Here is a 15,923-nt window from a genome sequence, read left to right as displayed (position 1 = left end):
CCCTGTCAAGGTGGAGGCCGCGCCCGCGGCGCAGCCGCAATCAGGTACAGCAAATCCCGCCAGGACCGCAGTGAAGAGCGAAGGCCCGCATCCCATCAAGGGACGCGGGCCTTCTCCATACCCGGGAACACTAGGCCCCTTCAGGGCCGAACTGGGCGCCACGGCGGCGGGGGCTGGAGGCGGCAGCCCCCGGTGACGGCCCCCGCAGCGCCGGGGGCGCGCGCAACGCGGCGTCACCGCGCGAGCCCCACGCCACCTTGACGGAGTCACATTCGCTCGGTACCCAGAAATCAGGGCTCTTCCCGGCACGGCTCCCCGGAGGTGGCGTATGGCGGCATCGGCTAGGCACGAAACGCGGGCGCTGCTCCGCGCCCACCTGTCGGCCGCCACCTCGTACCGCCACCTGACCCGCCACTGCCCGATCTGCCACCGCCTGCTGCGGCTCGCGATGGACTCCGCCCCGCACCCCGCCCAGACGGCTCCGGACGAGGTCAGCGAGGACGAAACCGCTTCCACCGCGTGAGCCTCGCAGGCCGTCAACTCCCGTGCGGGCATGGGCTGCTGGAGCCCGAGCGCCCCATTAGCGCACTTGGGTCGACAACAACAAGCTCCCCGGTATGTGACGGGTGTCACCGCATGAGTTTCCGGAAGTGCGGTACTTACACCCCACCTACAACTGGTCAATTTAATATGTGCAATTGCACCAACTGGCAGGGATCGGTCCGCACACGCTCAGCAACCACCCAGAGCGACTCCACAGGAGATCCGACCCCCCTCCCCAGACTCCGACAAGCCTCCCCACAGGAGGCCGGCCGGCACACGCTCCGCACACAAAAAAGATCGCGCTGGACCCGGCGGAGTCCAGCGCGATCTACGACGCACCCTTGTTGCGTGCCTGCGAAGCTCTGATCGGCTTGGGCGTGGGCTCTGTTGGGGCAGAACCCGCGTCGCTTGGAGCTAGAGTTCGGGCGCCACGGCGAGTTGGGGGAACTGCCGGTTTGCCCGGTTATGCAGTTGTTCAGGCCTCGCTGCGCTGCTGCGGGATGCCCGCGAGCAGTGCGCGGACCTCAGCCTCGCGGTAGCGGCGGTGTCCGCCGAGCGTACGGATGGACGTAAGCTTCCCGGCCTTCGCCCACCGCGTGACCGTCTTGGGGTCGACACGGAACATGGTGGCGACCTCAGCCGGGGTCAGCAGCGGCTCGGCATCAGGGGTGCGAGCGGTCATGAGCGGCCTCCTCGGGAGAACCGAACCTTCTCGGTTCTTTCCTCTAAATTCTGCACCTTGACCCGCGTTGCCCGAAATGGCGGACGCGAGTCGAGTCGGTTATAGGACGAACGGCTTGTCCTCGGCACTACAACTACACCATCTGTCCAGCCGCGTCGGCCAAACCGATGGAATTGCCCTCCCAGGTGTTCATCAGCGACGGAAGCCGATGGACCATGCCATAGCGGACAGTCACGCCACTGTGACGATCAGTCACAGTGGCGTGCAGGAGTCTCAAGAACCCCCATAGCGTGCAATGTCGAGATGGAGCCCTCCCCGGACTCCTTGTCCTATTTTGGCACGAGGAGGGGTTAGGGGCGCAAGGGCCGCGTACGTGCGGTCCGTCACGCTTACGCGCGTTGACGCATCCTTGATACATACGCCCGGATCGGTCCCTACGTCCCATGTTGACGTGGCATCAAGAACCTCAGAGCGAGCACGAAACCCCAAAACGGGCGCCCCGTCAAACGCCAGTTCGTTACGTCACACAGTGTGTCAGATCACACCGGACGCAGTGGGTCAGGTCACAGTGGCCCGGCTCAGTTCGCCGAGCGCCGGTCCCGGACCGCCCGCCACCGCTCCACGAGCCGCGCGTAAGCCGCCCCCGCGGCCGCCCCGTCACCGTGCCGCAGCGCCTCGATGCCGGTGGCCACGTCGGCCGCCGAGTGGTCGTCCTCCAGATCGCCGGCCGGCAGGGTGTGCACCAGGCCGCCGTAGTCCAACTCGACCAGCGAGCGCGGGTGGAACTCCTCCAGCCAGCGCCCGACGTCCACCAGGCCGTCGATGAGCGGCCCCTCGTCGATGGCGTCCTTCAGCGTCCGCAGGGCCCGCGCCACCCGCCGCCGGGCCTGCACCATCGGCGTCCGGTAGCGCAGCATCGCCGGGATCTCGCCCGAGCCCTTGTCGAAGCGCCGCTCCTCGTCCGACACCAGCACGAACCAGTGCAGCGGCACCTGCCAGGCCGAGGTGCGGATCCACGGCCGGGCGTCCGGGTTGCGGGCCAGCCACCGCTCGTAGTCCTGGGCCGCCTGGTGCCGTACGACCTCCGGCAGCGCCGCGTCCAGCACCGGCTTCGGCAGCTCCTCGGGGAGCTCTCCGAGCGCCTGCCAGCCGCGCAGCCGGGTCCGCCACGGGCACACGCACAGCACCCCGTCGACCTCCGTGACGAAGGCGTCGCTGCTCTCGTGCACCGGCACCGGGATGGGCGGGGTGGGCAGCAAGTCGGCGAGGGAGCGGCGCAGTTCGTCCTGGTACGACGGGCGGTCGGAGCGGCGGGCGTAGCGGTCCCAGTGGCCGCGCTCCGGCTCCGGGAAGGCGGCCAGCGGCTCGTACACGCGCAAATAGGTCGCATACGGGACGATCACCGGGGACACCTTGGGCACGCCTGCTCCCTCCCCCGCCGTCTGCCAGGAAAACCTGCGAAACCCGCTGACAAACGTGCGGGAAATCTATGCAAATCGTCGCACGGCCTTACTCCGCGAGTAGGTGATCCTGAGCACTGCGGGTTGGACGGGCGCCAACGGGTCTAATCTCATGCTCACAGCCCCCGCCACCCGTACGGGAGCTCGCTCCAATCGCCGCCAGTACTCAGGAGTCACCACAGTGACCGACGTAACACACGGCGTCCTGCACACCCTGTTCCACTCGGACCAGGGGGGTCATGAGCAAGTCGTGCTCTGCCAGGACCGCGCCAGCGGCCTCAAGGCCGTCATCGCCATCCATTCCACCGCGCTGGGCCCCGCTCTCGGCGGTACGCGCTTCTACCCGTACGCGACCGAGGAAGAGGCCGTCGCCGACGCGCTGAACCTCGCGCGCGGGATGTCGTACAAGAACGCCATGGCCGGTCTCGACCACGGCGGCGGCAAAGCCGTGATCATCGGCGACCCGGACCGCGTCAAGAGCGAGGAGCTGCTGCTGGCCTACGGCCGGTTCGTGGCCTCGCTCGGCGGCCGGTACGTCACCGCGTGCGACGTCGGTACGTACGTCGCCGACATGGACGTCGTGGCCCGCGAGTGCCGCTGGACGACCGGGCGCTCCCCCGAGAACGGCGGCGCCGGCGACTCCTCCGTGCTCACCGCCTTCGGCGTCTACCAGGGCATGCGCGCCTCCGCACAGCACCTGTGGGGCGACCCGTCGCTGCGCGGCCGCAAGGTCGGCATCGCGGGCGTCGGCAAGGTCGGCCACCACCTGGTGGAGCACCTGCGGGCGGAGGGCGCCGAGGTCGTCATCACGGACGTCCGCGAGGACGCCGTCGGCCGGATCCTCGCGGCGCACCCGGAAGGCGTGACGGCCGTCGCCGACACCGCGACCCTGATCCGCGTCGAGGGCCTCGACATCTACGCCCCCTGCGCGCTCGGCGGTGCCCTGAACGACGACACCGTGCCGGCGCTGACCGCCACGGTGGTGTGCGGTGCGGCCAACAACCAGCTCGCCCACCCGGGCGTCGAGAAGGACCTCGCCGACCGCGGGATCCTCTACGCACCCGACTACGTGGTGAACGCCGGCGGTGTCATCCAGGTCGCCGACGAGCTGCACGGCTTCGACTTCGACCGGTGCAAGGCGAAGGCGGCCAAGATCTACGACACCACGCTGGCCATATTCGCTCGTGCGAAGACGGACGGTATTCCGCCGGCCGCCGCGGCCGACCGGATCGCCGAGCAGCGGATGGCGGAGGCGCGCGGGTCACTCTGAGACGTGGAACGGTTCCGGCCGGAATCCGAGAACGGATCCGGCCGGAACCCATGCTGCGTTTTCCCGGGGGCCGATCCCCGGACCCCTAGCAGGTTTGGCCGGTACCCGCGGGTGGGCAGTTGGAGAGAACTCTCACTTCTACCGGCGGGTCGACCGCCAAGAAGTGGTTAAAATCGCGGTTGACCAGCGAGGACGGGGCGCCTCGAAGGTCCTGGGCACACGCGCGTGCTGCGGGCGACGTACCGTATGGGCGCGGGCTCAGGTACCGTGGAAGCCCTACGGACCGGCCTCTCCACGGAGAGTCCGTTCCAGATCATGAACGCGTGTCGAGACTCTGGGGCCGTCGAGCCCCGTCACCGAGGGGGTCGAGCCATGGGGCGCGGCCGGGCCAAGGCCAAGCAGACGAAGGTCGCCCGCCAGCTGAAGTACAACAGCGGCGGGACTGACCTGTCGCGTCTGGCCAACGAGCTGGGCGCTTCGACTTCGAACCAGCCGCCGAACGGCGAGCCGTTCGAGGACGACGAAGACGACGACGACCCGTACGCGCAGTACGCGGATCTGTACAACGACGACGACGAGGACGAAGAGGACGACGAGTCCGGTCCCACGTCGCAGCGTCGCGGCGCTTGACGTAGCGCGCTTCGCAGTTCCCGTCACAACTGCACTTCACCCGGTCCGGGGCTTCGGCACTGGACCGGGTTTCGTGCTGCCGCTCAGGCATCCTCGGGCGGCGCTCCTACTTCGCGTACGTGCCCACCAGCGCGGCGCCCGTCTCGTGGTCGCCCCTGTCCGTGATCTCGCCGGCGACCCACGCCTCGACCCCGCGGTCGGCCAGCGTCGCCAGCGCCGCCTCGGTGGATTCCTCGGGCACGATCGCGATCATGCCGACGCCCATGTTCAGGGTCTTCTCCAGCTCCAGAAGCTCGACCTGACCGGTCTTGCCGACGAGGTCGAAGATCGGGGCCGGGGTCCAGGTGGTGCGGTCGACGATCGCGTGCAGGTTGTCCGGGATCACCCGGGCCAGGTTGGCGGCCAGACCGCCACCCGTGACATGGCTGAACGCGTGCACGTCGGTGGTGCGAGTGAGGGCCAGGCAGTCCAGCGAGTAGATCTTGGTCGGCTCCAGCAGCTCCTCGCCGAGGGTGCGGCCGAGTTCGTCGATCTGTGCGTCCAGCGCGAGACCGGCCTGGTTCAGCAGGACGTGGCGGACCAGCGAGTACCCGTTCGAGTGAAGCCCGGACGCCGCCATGGCGATCACCGTGTCACCCGTACGGATGCGATCCGGGCCCAGCAGGCGGTCGGCCTCCACCACGCCCGTACCGGCGCCGGCCACGTCGAAGTCGTCCGCGCCCAGCAGACCCGGGTGCTCGGCCGTCTCGCCGCCCACCAGGGCACAGCCGGCCAGCACGCAGCCCTCGGCGATGCCCTTGACGATGGCGGCGACCCGCTCGGGGTGGACCTTGCCGACGCAGATGTAGTCGGTCATGAACAGCGGCTCGGCGCCGCACACCACGATGTCGTCCATGACCATGGCGACCAGGTCGTGGCCGATCGTGTCGTAGACGCCGAGCTGGCGGGCGATGTCGACCTTGGTGCCGACGCCGTCGGTGGCGGACGCGAGCAGCGGGCGCTCGTAGCGCTTGAGGGCGGAGGCGTCGAAGAGGCCGGCGAAACCGCCGAGGCCGCCGAGGACCTCGGGGCGCTGGGTCTTCTTCACCCACTCCTTCATCAGCTCGACCGCGCGGTCGCCCGCCTCGATGTCGACGCCCGCGGCTGCGTAGCTGGCACCAGTTGTCTCAGACATGGCTAGTGAGAACCTTCGTGTCGTACGGCAGGTGTTACGGGACGCCTACGGGCGGCGGATCGCGTCGGCGGCGGCCGTGGCGGCCGGGCCGGCGGCCAGCTCCGTCTCCAGGAGCTGCTTGCCGAGCAGCTCGGGGTCGGGGAGCTCCATCGGGTACTCGCCGTCGAAGCAGGCGCGGCAGAGGTTCGGCTTGGCGATGGTGGTCGCCTCGATCATGCCGTCGATGGAGATGTACGCCAGCGAGTCGGCGCCCAGCGAGGTGCCGATCTCGTCGATGGACATGCCGTTGGCGATGAGCTCGGCGCGGGTGGCGAAGTCGATGCCGAAGAAGCAGGGCCACTTCACGGGCGGCGAGGAGATCCGGATGTGGACCTCGGCGGCGCCCGCCTCGCGGAGCATGCGGACCAGGGCGCGCTGGGTGTTGCCGCGCACGATGGAGTCGTCGACGACGACCAGGCGCTTGCCCTTGATGACTTCCTTGAGCGGGTTCAGCTTCAGGCGGATGCCGAGCTGGCGGATCGTCTGCGAGGGCTGGATGAACGTACGTCCGACGTACGCGTTCTTCACCAGACCCGCACCGAACGGGATGCCGCTCGCCTCCGCGTAGCCGATGGCGGCCGGGGTGCCGGACTCCGGAGTCGCTATGACCAGGTCGGCCTCGACCGGGGCTTCCTTGGCGAGCTTGCGGCCCATCTCCACGCGGGAGAGGTAGACGTTCCGGCCGGCGATGTCGGTGTCCGGGCGGGCCAGGTACACGTACTCGAAGACACAGCCCTTGGGCTTCGCTTCCGCGAATCGCGAGGTGCGCAGGCCGTTCTCGTCGATGGCGACGAACTCGCCCGGCTCGATCTCGCGGACGAAGCTGGCGCCGCAGATGTCGAGGGCGGCGGACTCGGACGCGGCGACCCAGCCGCGCTCCAGCCGGCCGAGGACCAGCGGGCGGATGCCCTGCGGGTCACGGGCGGCGTACAGGGTGTTCTCGTCCATGAAGACGAGACTGAAGGCGCCCTTGACCTGCGGAAGGACCGTGTGGGCGGCCTCCTCGATGGTCAGCGGCTTGCTGTCCTCGTCGACCTGGGCCGCGAGGAGCGCGGTCAGCAGGTCGGTGTCGTTGGTGGCCGCGACGCGCGGGGTGCGGCCGCCCTCCTGCTTGGGCAGGTCGGCGACCATCTCGGCGAGCTGGGCGGTGTTGACGAGGTTGCCGTTGTGGCCGAGCGCGATGGAGCCGTGCGCGGTGGCGCGGAACGTCGGCTGGGCGTTCTCCCACACGGAGGCACCGGTGGTCGAGTAGCGGGCGTGACCGACCGCGATGTGACCCTGGAGCGAACCGAGCGAGGTCTCGTCGAAGACCTGGGACACCAGGCCCATGTCCTTGAAGACGAGGATCTGGGAGCCGTTGCTGACCGCGATTCCCGCGGATTCCTGGCCCCGATGCTGGAGGGCGTAGAGCCCGAAGTACGTGAGCTTTGCGACCTCTTCGCCCGGAGCCCAGACACCGAAGACGCCACACGCGTCCTGGGGGCCTTTCTCGCCGGGGAGCAGATCGTGATTGAGTCGACCGTCACCACGTGGCACGGCTCCGAGTGTAGGCGAGATCGACCACTGGTCCGAATTGGGGATACGCGACCGTAAAGGATCACTCCGCGGCGGCCGCGTTCACGCGCTCGCCGTTTTCGCTGGTCAGAGTGAGGTTGCGGTGATTCACCTCGTACTTCACCGTGCCGTCGAAGAGCTCCAGGAGGGTCTTCTCCGTATTCATGAGTGAGGTGTCGCACATCATTCGCGTGGTGGACGCGGTGCCGAGCGTGATACGGCCGTCGCTGACCGTCGCCGTGGCCCTCACCTTGTTACAGCCGAGGCTGCCGCTGACCTGTCCGGTTTTCGCGTCGAAGGTGAGGTGGGCCTTGCCGTCGGCGTCGGGGCTGGTGATGGTCCACTTCGTGCCCTTGAGCGGGGCGGCCTCCTGCTTGGTGAGGGCGACGCGGTCGCCGTCCGGCGTGGTGAGGGTGAGCTTGTCGCCCTTGACCTCGGTGCTGAGGTCGCCGTCGGCGAGGGTGCGGGCGAGGGTCGTCTCGAAGTCCGGGGCGACGCCCTCGCAGGCCATCTCGGTCGCCTGCACCTTGTCGAAGGTGACATGGCTGTCGGCGAAGGCGGCGTCGGCGCCGAAGTTGTTGCAGCCCAGGTTGCCCTTGACCTCGCCACCGTCGGCGATGCGCAGCCAGGCGCTGTTCGGTGCGGCGCTCTTCTTCCCGTCGACGGTGAGGTCGTCGACGGCCCAGTGGACGCCGGTGACGGAGGCCGCCGCCCCGGCCCCGACGGTGTCACTGCCCGCCTTCTCGCCGCCGCAGGCCACGGCGAACGGGAGCAGGGTGAGTGCGGCGAGAGCGGCCAGTCGCTGCGGTTTGTCCATGCCGAGTGTGTCCATGCCGGTGGGACGGGAGGGACACCGGACCGGTTCCGCTTGGTTCCGCTTGTCGCCGGTCAGAGCAGGCTCTCACCCCATGAGCGGCAGCAACCCGCCCAGGTCGGCCCGCTCCCCGCTCGCGCTCACCTTGGCCTCCGCCACGGCGTCCTGCCAGCCCACCCGCCCGGTCGCGAGCCGGATCCAGGTCAGCGGGTCGGTCTCGACGACGTTGGGCGGGGTGCCCCGGGTGTGCCTCGGCCCCTCGACGCACTGCACGACGGCGTACGGCGGGATCCGCACCTCGGTCGAGCCGCCGGGAGCCTTCGCGGCGAGCGCGTCGGCGAGGAGACGGGTGCAGGCGGCGAGGGCCTGGCGGTCGTACGGGATGTCGAGGCCGGGGACGGCGGCGTTGAGGTCGTCGGTGTGGACGACGAGTTCGACGGTGCGGGTGACCAGGAAGTCGGCGAGGGTCATGGCGCCGGTGCGGCTGCCGATGAGGCGGCCGTCGGGGGCCGCCGCGAGCTTGTCCGTGATGCGTTCCTCGGTGCGGGCGTAAAGGGCGTCGAGGTCGGGATTGGCCGTGGCGAGCGCCTGGGCGTCGCCGGAGATGCCCTCGGCGCGCCCGGCGGTGGTGAAGGGCCACTCCAGGAGGGTCAGTCCCTGCTTCGCCGCCGGCTCGTCGCGGTCGAGGTTGTGGCTGACGGTCTCCACGGCCATGGTCACGTGCGCGGCCAGGTCCCGTACGGTCCAGCCCTCCAGGCGGGTGGGGAGGGCGAGTTGGTCGGGGGTGAGGGTGCGGATGGCCCGTCGTACGTGCCCGAACTGGGTGAGGACCGCGGTGCGGATCTTGGCCGGGTCGTAGGTGCGGGCGCGCTTCTTGGCCGGAGGCATGGCGGCGAGCCTAGTCGGCGGTGAACGTGGAGGCGGCAGGGAACTTGATGTCCGTGCAGTGGCGGCGGGCGGCGATGTCGTCGACGTAGGCCTTGAAGAGGGAGCGGAGGCGGGGCTTGATCACGTCCTCGTAGGAGTAGGGGACGCTGAGGGTGTGCAGGGCGGGCCGGCCGGAGCAGGTGGAGGCGGCCCACCAGACGCCGCCGCGGGACCCCGCCGTACCGGGGCGCAAGGGGGTCTGGTCGACGCCGAAGTACTCCGCCACGACTTCGTGGGCCTCGTCGCCGATGAAGGACCGGGTCTCCAGGTACCACGGAGAGTGGCCCAGCACGGCGGAGAGCTGCCTGTCGTCGTCCCGGGGCAGCTCCGGCCAGACCCGCCTGACCTGCGCCGGACTCGCGGCGAGCAGGCAACTCTCCTTGGCACTGTGCGCCCCGATCGGGGCCGGGAGGGCTCGGTCGGGCAGGCGGGCCGCCTCTTCGCGGCCGAGGAAACGGGCGTACCAGCCGCAGGTGCCGTTCGCGGACTGGGCCTTCACCAGCTTGGCGTCCGGTATGTAGAGCCGGTCGAAGAAGGCCGAAGCCTTTGCCTCGGGCGTGCAGTGGACGTGCTTCGCGGCCTTGTACGCGGCCTCGACGGCCAGCTGGATGAGGGTCCGGCGGTCCTGGAAGGTGACGTCGTCGTCGTAGGCGGCGCCCGCCGTCACGTCCACCGAGGTGATCCCGGCCGTGCCCGTCTTGCCTGTCTTGCAGGTGACCTTGACCGTGGCGCTGTCCTGGTCGTAGCTGCCGAGCCCGCCGTCGTCCTCCTGCGACAGGCCGAGGGGGTAGTCGGGCGACTCGTCGGCCACACGGGTCACGTCGTCGACGCGCTCGTCGTACTGATCGTCGAACGGGTCCTCGTTCCCCACGAGGTTGGCGTACTTGTCACTGGGGTTCGTGTACACGGTCAGGCCGAAGTGCCCGTACGTCGTCCCCGGCCTCCCCACCCGGTAGATCGTGCAGCCACCCGCGCCCGGCAGCGAGCCGAGCGTGAACGAGTCGTCGTCGGCGCTGCCCGCTCGCGCCCGTGCCGTGCCGCCGTTGAGCCCGAGCACCCGGTCGGGGTCGACGAGTCCCGCGCAGGCCTCGGTGATGCGCTCCCGGCTGGCCTGGCGGTCCCGGTGCTCCTGGGCCTCCAGCCACAGTCCCCAGCCGCCCGCCCCGATGCCCAGGACCGCGGTGACGGCGATCAGTTGGTTGAAGGCGTTGCGCGGGCGGCTGCCACGGTCCGGGGTCAACCAGCGGGAGCGGGGGAAGAGGATGCGGTCGAGGTCGAGGGGGGCGGAGGGAGCGGAGGTGCCGGAGGTGTCGGAAGGGTCGGAGGTGTCGGAGGTGTCGGAGGTGTCGGAGGTGTCGGAGGTGTCGGAGGTGTCGGAGGGGTGCTCTGAACGAGGGCTCATGACGACACCTGTTCCGTGAACGTGGCGTGGGCGGGGAACTTCAGGTTCGTGCAGCCGCGGCGCTGGGTGACGTCGTCGACGTAGGCGCGGAAGACCTTCTCGTACGCCGGGGTCGTGAGCTCGTCGTACTCCCAGGCGATGGTCATGGTGTGGATCTGCGGCCGGCCGTCGCAGACGGAGGAGGCCCACCAGAGCGAGTCGCCGCCGTCGCCGCGGCCCGCCTTGCCCGGTTCGGCGAGTACCGGGGATTCGCGGGGGATGGTGCGCCTCAGCTGCACGTTCTTCGCGCCCTCCCCGGAGTAGGTGTGGAAGGAGACGAACCAGGCGCCGGAGCGTGACGGGCGGTCGACGTCCGCCCGCCGGGCCGCGTCGGAGTACGCGACCTCGGCCTCACGGCCGTCGCTGAGGACGAGGCCGCAGGTCTCGTCCCACAGCTTGTCGTCCGGGCGGCTTTCTAGGACCTGGTCGGCGAGGCGCGGCTGCCGGGCGAAGCCGGCCTGGCGGTACCAGGCGCAGGTGCCGTCCGCGCGGGAGGCCGGAAGGGGGCCCTCCGTCAGGGCGGGTATGTCCTGCGGCGGGTCGGGCAGGCGGTCGGCGCAGCCCAGGCGTCCGGCGAGGTTGTTGGCGGTCGTGACGGCGATCTCCGCGAGCGTGTTCCGGTCGTGCGCGGTGAGCTGGCCGTTCTCGGTGAAGGGCGGGCCGGGGTCCATCAGCGAGGCCCTCGACCACAGCGTCCTGACGGGGCCGTCCGCCTCGCCTTCGGGGCAGGGGAGTTCGACGGTGACGCCCGTGTCGGTGACCACGCCCGCGATGCCGCCCCCGAGCGGCTGGTAGGGGTAGGTGTGATCGCCCCACTCGTTGATGAGGGAGTCGACCGGGTCCTCGGGGATCACGGGTTCGTCCTCCGGGAGCGTGCCCACCGCGGCCGTGAAGAACCAGCGCTCGCCGGTGTCCGTGCCGTACTTCTCGCCCGCCTCGGTGCTGAAGATCTCGCAGTCCTGCGGCAGGGCGGCGTCGAGTTCGATCGTGCCCTCGTCGGCCACCCGGTGCGAGATGGTGCCGCCGGCCGGGGAGAGCGCCAGCACGAGGCCGGCCGGGACGAGGTCCGCGCAGGCCTCGTTGATCTGGTGCCGGCCGTTGAGGACCTGCCAGATCTGTGTGCCGCTCCAGCCGATCCCGGCCACCGCCGTCAGACACAGCAGCACGTTGACGGACTTGCGCACCCCGCTCGGCACTTCCACTGTTCCCCGTTCCCCCGTTGATCAGCTCACCCGAAGCTATCAGCGGGGACTGACAACGGGCTCTGTGGCCGCTGCCGCCTTCCAGCCGCTCAGATCGAAACGTTTCGGCCAACTCGAACACGTTGACGAAACGGTCGGCTTCCTCCTGGTGCCTCCCCCCGGAGCCGGATAGATCATTTCCGGCCAGCACAGTGATCGAATGCCATGGCGCCCGCGCCGACCCCCCGCCTACAGTGGCCGCGCCCAGGAACGGCGGATCCGACCAATCCGCTTCTGTCCGGGGCGACTTGATGACCAGCGGGGGAACGCTGTGGCGCGTCAGGCGCGCCCGCATGCTCTGCCCCCGCGTCGACACATGGGGGAAAGCCTTGTTCATACGCAACCGTGCCGTCGCCGCCGGCCTCTCGACGGCCGCCCTGCTGCTCGCCGCCGTCCCCGCCGCCCACGCGGCCGACGCCTCCGCGACCGCCGACACCTCCACGGACCGGCTCGTCGCCGCGCCCGCCGAGGGCCGTACCAGCGACCGGGCGCAGGCCCTTCAGCAGCACCGTGCCCCGTCCGCCGGGGTGTTCGTCACCGACGGCGACCGCGTCCACGTCTCCTCCACCCCGCCGCCCACCGCCTCCGGCCACGGCTGGTGGAAGAAGATCAGCGGTCCCGGCACCAAGGCCAAGGTCACGGTGACGCTCCAGGCCCGCCCCTACGGCACGTCGGGCTGGAAGGACGTCGCCACGGGCTCGAAGACCGTGAAGTCCGGCGGCGGCGCCGGCAAGCGTGCCACCGCCCGCAAGACCTGCACCAACCTGATCCAGAAGACCGAGTGGCGCAGCATCATCGACGTCGACATCATCGGCGTCGCCGACTCGCCGGAGAAGGTCAGCACCAAGGCCGCCACGCTGTGGTGCGGCTTCTGATGGAGTACTGCCATGAGTGAAGGTCTTCCCGCTGGAGTACTGGCATGAGCGACGGCTTCCCCGCGTCCCTGGTGATGCGCGTGCACGGCCGGCTGACCCTGCACCCGTGGCTCGCCACCGCCCACCGTGAGGGACGGCTGGAGGAGGACCTGTTCTCCCTGGCCGTCGCCCGCACGACCGCCTACGGCTGGGCGGACTTCGGGCACGGGCTCGCCGGGGCGCGGTGGGGCCACAACGACGCCGGCGGCGACTGGACGCAGGACGGCGAGGTCCGGGAGATCGCCTGGATCCAGGTCGACTGCGCCGAGGCGCCGGCCGGTCAGCGCGTGCCGCTCACGCCGCTGGGCCGCGTCGTCGCCGAGTCCCTCTCGCGGGTCGGCACCTTCGACGTCGACGCCGTCGAGGTGAGCGTTCCGGTGTACGAGGCGGTCGACGCCGGGCGCGACTTGGCGTACGCCGCGACCTGGGCCGGTCTTGCCGACCCGGCCGGGCGCGCGCAGTGCACGGTGAGCGTCGACGCGATCGCCGACCCGGCGCAGGCCGCCGCGGTCGTGGCGGCGTGCCGGGCGCGGGTCGGGGAGGCCGCCCGCTTCGACCACGACGGCACCCGGCTGCTGTGCCGGCTGCGGGAATGGTCCCTCGATACCGCGATCTGGGTGCTGGAGATCGTCACCGACGCCCTGCGGGTCTCCGGGCTCGTCACCCAGGCACAGGTCCGCATCGAGGTCTGAGCAGACGCGACAGGGCCCCGCGTGCGAAGGCACGCGGGGCCCCTGCGTCTCGGCCGTGTCCTCTATGCGTGGGGCGTACGGGAATCCCGGCGCGCCCCGATGAGTTCGGCGACGGTGTCCAGCCAGCGCGCGACACGGCTCTCGGCGTCCGGACCGGCCGCCACGTCCGCCGCGGTCCGCAGCCAGCCGCGCAGCACCTCCGACGCCTCGGCCGACGGGAGCGGTTCGGGCAGCTCGGCGACGTACCGCACGCCCCCGGCCCGCACCGTGTCGGCGAGGAACGCCACCGAGCGCGGCAGCACCCCGAGCCGGTCCAGCGTGACAGCGGCCGCGACGGCACCGTCACCGAACAGAGCGGTGTGGAAGGCGTCCCGGGTGAGCCCGTAGAGCAGCAGGGTGCCGATGTCGGTGGCCGCGATCAGCTCGTCGTCGGTACGGGGGGCGGGGGTGGGCGGCATGGCGATGGTCCTCGGCTACGTGGCGATCAGCTGACAGTGATCGTGTAGAGGTAGTAGGTGGGGTTGTCCGTGTCGTCCGGGGTGTCCGTCTCGGCTGCCGTCGTGACCGGTAGAGGCGATGCGCTGCTCCCGGGGGACGGACTCGCCGTGACCTCGGCCGCGCTGTGGCACAGCCCGTGCGGGCAGTACAGCAGCTTCACCGTGGTCTTGCCGGGCGCCACCGCGGTGAACTCGAACTGCTGGGTACCTTTGCCGCTGCCGGTGACACCCTTGTCGCCGCCCTCGAAGTCCTCGCCCTTGCTCTCGTAGCGCAGCACGGCCGAGTCCGGCCGCGGCTCGGCCAGGTACCAGTTCTCGCCGAGCGAAGGGCTGGCGGGCACCTCCAGGGTGAACTCGTCGCCGGCCTCGACGGTCACCTTCCGCTCGTCGGTGCCGTACGAGTCGGGCCCGGTCAGCCCGCAGCCGGCGAGAGCCACAAGGGGGAGGGCCGCGAGGGCGGTGCGTATGCGCACGGTGTCATCCCTGCTCGATGTAGACGTTGTTGACGTTGTCGAACCGGTCGTCGCTGGCCGCGCTGAGGTCTCCCTTGACGAAGTCCTCCTCGCTGACCCAGGTCGTCGTGCCCCACGGGTTGTAGATCTGGAGCATGTTGCCTTCCTGGCCGACGATCATCATGCCGTGGCCCACCCAGTCGCCGTTCTCCTCGTGGCCCTCGACGTTGATCGGCACGGGTTTGCCCTCGGCGACGGACTTCTCGATGTCGGTCAGGACATCGCGCCGGTCGTCGTCGGACCCCATCTCCTGCACGTCGTAGCGGTCCCCGGTGTGCGGTGACAGCTGCGAGTCGGAGATCTCCTCCTGGCCCTCGGAGTCCATGCCGGCGGGCTGCCGGTCCCACAGCCAGCCGGAGTTGGCGCCGTCGCCCTCCTCGTGCAGCCGCATCTGCTCGTCGGTGAGCCGCTCGCGGAACGCCTCGGGCGAGTCGTCGGTGCCGTCCGGGCCGCCGGTGAGCCCCAGCGCGTACACCGGGTCCACCATGGCGCGCGCGGTGACGGTGGAGGACGGGACACAGGTGGAGCCGTCCTGGGACCAGTTCTGCTGGCCGTACGTCTGCTGCTCCTGACCCCAGCCGTTGGTGGTGACGGGGGCGAGGTGCTCCTGCAGCCACCGGGGGTCCTTGCCGTGGATCTTCCCGGCGAAGTCCTCGACCTGGTCGACGTCGTAGCCGGCGGCGAGGGACTTCATGATGTACGCGCGTTCCTGCGGGGTCTTCGCGTCCGCCAGCAGGCGTTCCATCCGGTCCTGGTCGGCGGCGGAGAGCTTCTCCATGCGGGTGCCGGCGCGTTCCAGGTCGTTGGCGGTGAGGATCTCGTTCAGCTCGCGGTCGCCGTCGATGTTGGAGGTGTCGGCCAGCACGAGGCGGTCGGCGGCGGAGAGGTTGTCGGTGCGCATCTGCCCCGCGCGGGCTTCGGCGGCGTACTTGTTCAGGTCACGGGCGGCAGCCCGGGCCGCGTCGTCGGCGGCCACGGCGGCGGCGAGGCGCTCGTCGACGCCGCCGGTGCCGATCGACCGGGCGCGCACCCGGGCCTGCTCCTCACCGTCGTCCTCGTGCAGGCCGTCGAACCAGCCGTCCTCCCCGCCGAGCTGTCCGCGGGCCTCGTTCAGCTGCTCACGGCCGGTCTGGTCACGCTTGCGGGCATCGACGAGGACATCGGCCAGGGTCAGCAGGGCCTGGGCGCCGTCGCGGAAGGCGCAGGCCATCTGGTCCGCCGAGCGGGACGCGGCGGCGACGACCTCGCCGGCCCGGGCGCCCGTCGTACCGACCCAGGCGTTCGGCAGGCCCTGCCTGGCGACCTTGTCGACGCGGTCGCGTACGTCGTCGGCTTCGTCGGCCTGCGAGCGGTAGCGCTTGGCGAGGGTCTTGAGGGTGTCCGGGTCGCCGGACGGAGCGGGAACGGCCAGGGCGGCGTCGATGGCCGCGATGAGATCGTTCTTGCTCTCGGCGCCCGCGATGGTGGAACACAGCTGCGTGAGGCGTGCGCGGCGGTCGGTGGTGGATTCGGTCACAGCGATCCCTGAGCGGT

The 15,923-nt window shown here is 70.4% G+C and carries 16 protein-coding genes; 5 read left to right on the top strand and 11 right to left on the bottom strand.

All coding sequences use genetic code 11. The features are described 5' to 3' along the window. The first annotated feature begins 328 nt into the window (after positions 1-328). Complete coding sequence (locus tag ABD932_RS40295) at positions 329-523, top strand: DUF6274 family protein (RefSeq protein WP_345021013.1); 195 nt, start codon at positions 329-331, stop codon at positions 521-523. Between the two features lie 495 nt (positions 524-1,018). On the opposite strand, the gene bldC is transcribed toward ABD932_RS40295, so the two are convergent. Beyond that, positions 1,019-1,225 (bottom strand): developmental transcriptional regulator BldC, encoded by a 207-nt coding sequence (gene bldC, locus ABD932_RS40290; protein ID WP_003949541.1) that lies wholly within the window; start codon positions 1,223-1,225, stop codon positions 1,019-1,021. 578 nt (positions 1,226-1,803) lie between these two features. Next, entirely contained in the window at positions 1,804-2,646 is an 843-nt protein-coding gene (locus ABD932_RS40285; protein ID WP_345021011.1) for a DUF8083 family protein, read from the bottom strand. Between the two features lie 220 nt (positions 2,647-2,866). Between ABD932_RS40285 and ABD932_RS40280 the strand changes: the two genes are divergently transcribed. Together ABD932_RS40280 and ABD932_RS40275 are read left to right on the top strand one after the other, a co-directional pair. Beyond that, on the top strand, positions 2,867-3,955 hold the full coding sequence (locus ABD932_RS40280) for a Leu/Phe/Val dehydrogenase (RefSeq protein ID WP_345021009.1): 1,089 nt from the start codon (positions 2,867-2,869) through the stop codon (positions 3,953-3,955). 372 nt (positions 3,956-4,327) lie between these two features. Further along, positions 4,328-4,585, top strand: coding sequence for a DUF3073 domain-containing protein (locus ABD932_RS40275; protein WP_126393280.1), 258 nt, complete (start codon positions 4,328-4,330; stop codon positions 4,583-4,585). A 106-nt stretch (positions 4,586-4,691) separates the two neighbouring features. Here the strand turns inward: ABD932_RS40275 and purM are convergent, their stop codons facing one another. The 6 genes from purM to ABD932_RS40245 all read right to left on the bottom strand — a co-directional run bounded on the left by purM (position 4,692) and on the right by ABD932_RS40245 (position 11,736). Continuing rightward, positions 4,692-5,759 carry a phosphoribosylformylglycinamidine cyclo-ligase gene (purM, locus tag ABD932_RS40270; protein WP_345021007.1) on the bottom strand — a complete coding sequence of 356 codons (1,068 nt, stop codon included), beginning with the start codon at positions 5,757-5,759 and terminating at the stop codon, positions 4,692-4,694. A gap of 45 nt (positions 5,760-5,804) precedes the next feature. After that, the gene (gene purF, locus ABD932_RS40265; protein WP_345021006.1) at positions 5,805-7,334 is read right to left on the bottom strand and encodes an amidophosphoribosyltransferase; all 1,530 of its coding nucleotides are present in this window, start codon (positions 7,332-7,334) and stop codon (positions 5,805-5,807) included. 61 nt (positions 7,335-7,395) lie between these two features. Beyond that, entirely contained in the window at positions 7,396-8,169 is a 774-nt protein-coding gene (locus tag ABD932_RS40260; RefSeq protein WP_345021005.1) for an META domain-containing protein, read from the bottom strand. A gap of 84 nt (positions 8,170-8,253) precedes the next feature. Next, positions 8,254-9,054, bottom strand: a complete 801-nt coding sequence (locus ABD932_RS40255; RefSeq protein WP_345021003.1) for a maleylpyruvate isomerase family mycothiol-dependent enzyme — start codon at positions 9,052-9,054, stop codon at positions 8,254-8,256. 10 nt (positions 9,055-9,064) lie between these two features. Then, entirely contained in the window at positions 9,065-10,495 is a 1,431-nt protein-coding gene (locus ABD932_RS40250) for a hypothetical protein (RefSeq protein ID WP_345021001.1), read from the bottom strand. After that, positions 10,492-11,736, bottom strand: a complete 1,245-nt coding sequence (locus tag ABD932_RS40245; protein WP_345020999.1) for a hypothetical protein — start codon at positions 11,734-11,736, stop codon at positions 10,492-10,494. The genes ABD932_RS40250 and ABD932_RS40245 overlap by 4 nt, the downstream gene beginning before the upstream one ends. A 368-nt stretch (positions 11,737-12,104) precedes the next feature. Between ABD932_RS40245 and ABD932_RS40240 the strand changes: the two genes are divergently transcribed. Further along, positions 12,105-12,650, top strand: coding sequence for a hypothetical protein (locus ABD932_RS40240; RefSeq protein ID WP_345020997.1), 546 nt, complete (start codon positions 12,105-12,107; stop codon positions 12,648-12,650). 44 nt (positions 12,651-12,694) lie between these two features. After that, the gene (locus ABD932_RS40235) at positions 12,695-13,381 is read left to right on the top strand and encodes a hypothetical protein (protein WP_345020995.1); all 687 of its coding nucleotides are present in this window, start codon (positions 12,695-12,697) and stop codon (positions 13,379-13,381) included. 62 nt (positions 13,382-13,443) lie between these two features. On the opposite strand, the gene ABD932_RS40230 is transcribed toward ABD932_RS40235, so the two are convergent. Genes ABD932_RS40230 through ABD932_RS40220 form a run of 3 tightly spaced genes read right to left on the bottom strand, consistent with a single transcriptional unit; the run spans position 13,444 to position 15,906 of the window. Next, positions 13,444-13,839, bottom strand: coding sequence for a hypothetical protein (locus ABD932_RS40230; RefSeq protein ID WP_345020993.1), 396 nt, complete (start codon positions 13,837-13,839; stop codon positions 13,444-13,446). A gap of 26 nt (positions 13,840-13,865) precedes the next feature. Then, on the bottom strand, positions 13,866-14,351 hold the full coding sequence (locus tag ABD932_RS40225; RefSeq protein ID WP_345020991.1) for a protease inhibitor I42 family protein: 486 nt from the start codon (positions 14,349-14,351) through the stop codon (positions 13,866-13,868). Between the two features lie 4 nt (positions 14,352-14,355). Beyond that, positions 14,356-15,906, bottom strand: coding sequence for a WXG100 family type VII secretion target (locus tag ABD932_RS40220; protein WP_345020989.1), 1,551 nt, complete (start codon positions 15,904-15,906; stop codon positions 14,356-14,358). Positions 15,907-15,923 lie beyond the last annotated feature (17 nt).

It is taken from the genome of Streptomyces shaanxiensis, from assembly GCF_039537145.1.
Taxonomy (GTDB): domain Bacteria; phylum Actinomycetota; class Actinomycetes; order Streptomycetales; family Streptomycetaceae; genus Streptomyces; species Streptomyces shaanxiensis.
The sequence above is the reverse complement of the archived record's forward strand: the minus strand, read 5'-3'. Positions and strand labels throughout refer to the sequence as shown.

What these genes read in the sequence shown, in the direction of transcription:
- ABD932_RS40295 (WP_345021013.1), top strand. Translation starts at nt 329, where the DNA reads ATGGCGGCATCGGCTAGGCACGAAACGCGGGCGCTGCTCCGCGCCCAC.
- bldC (WP_003949541.1), bottom strand. Translation starts at nt 1,225, where the DNA reads ATGACCGCTCGCACCCCTGATGCCGAGCCGCTGCTGACCCCGGCTGAG.
- ABD932_RS40275 (WP_126393280.1), top strand. Translation starts at nt 4,328, where the DNA reads ATGGGGCGCGGCCGGGCCAAGGCCAAGCAGACGAAGGTCGCCCGCCAG.
- purM (WP_345021007.1), bottom strand. Translation starts at nt 5,759, where the DNA reads ATGTCTGAGACAACTGGTGCCAGCTACGCAGCCGCGGGCGTCGACATC.
- ABD932_RS40260 (WP_345021005.1), bottom strand. Translation starts at nt 8,169, where the DNA reads ATGGACAAACCGCAGCGACTGGCCGCTCTCGCCGCACTCACCCTGCTC.
- ABD932_RS40255 (WP_345021003.1), bottom strand. Translation starts at nt 9,054, where the DNA reads ATGCCTCCGGCCAAGAAGCGCGCCCGCACCTACGACCCGGCCAAGATC.
- ABD932_RS40250 (WP_345021001.1), bottom strand. Translation starts at nt 10,495, where the DNA reads ATGAGCCCTCGTTCAGAGCACCCCTCCGACACCTCCGACACCTCCGAC.
- ABD932_RS40235 (WP_345020995.1), top strand. Translation starts at nt 12,695, where the DNA reads ATGAGCGACGGCTTCCCCGCGTCCCTGGTGATGCGCGTGCACGGCCGG.
- ABD932_RS40230 (WP_345020993.1), bottom strand. Translation starts at nt 13,839, where the DNA reads ATGCCGCCCACCCCCGCCCCCCGTACCGACGACGAGCTGATCGCGGCC.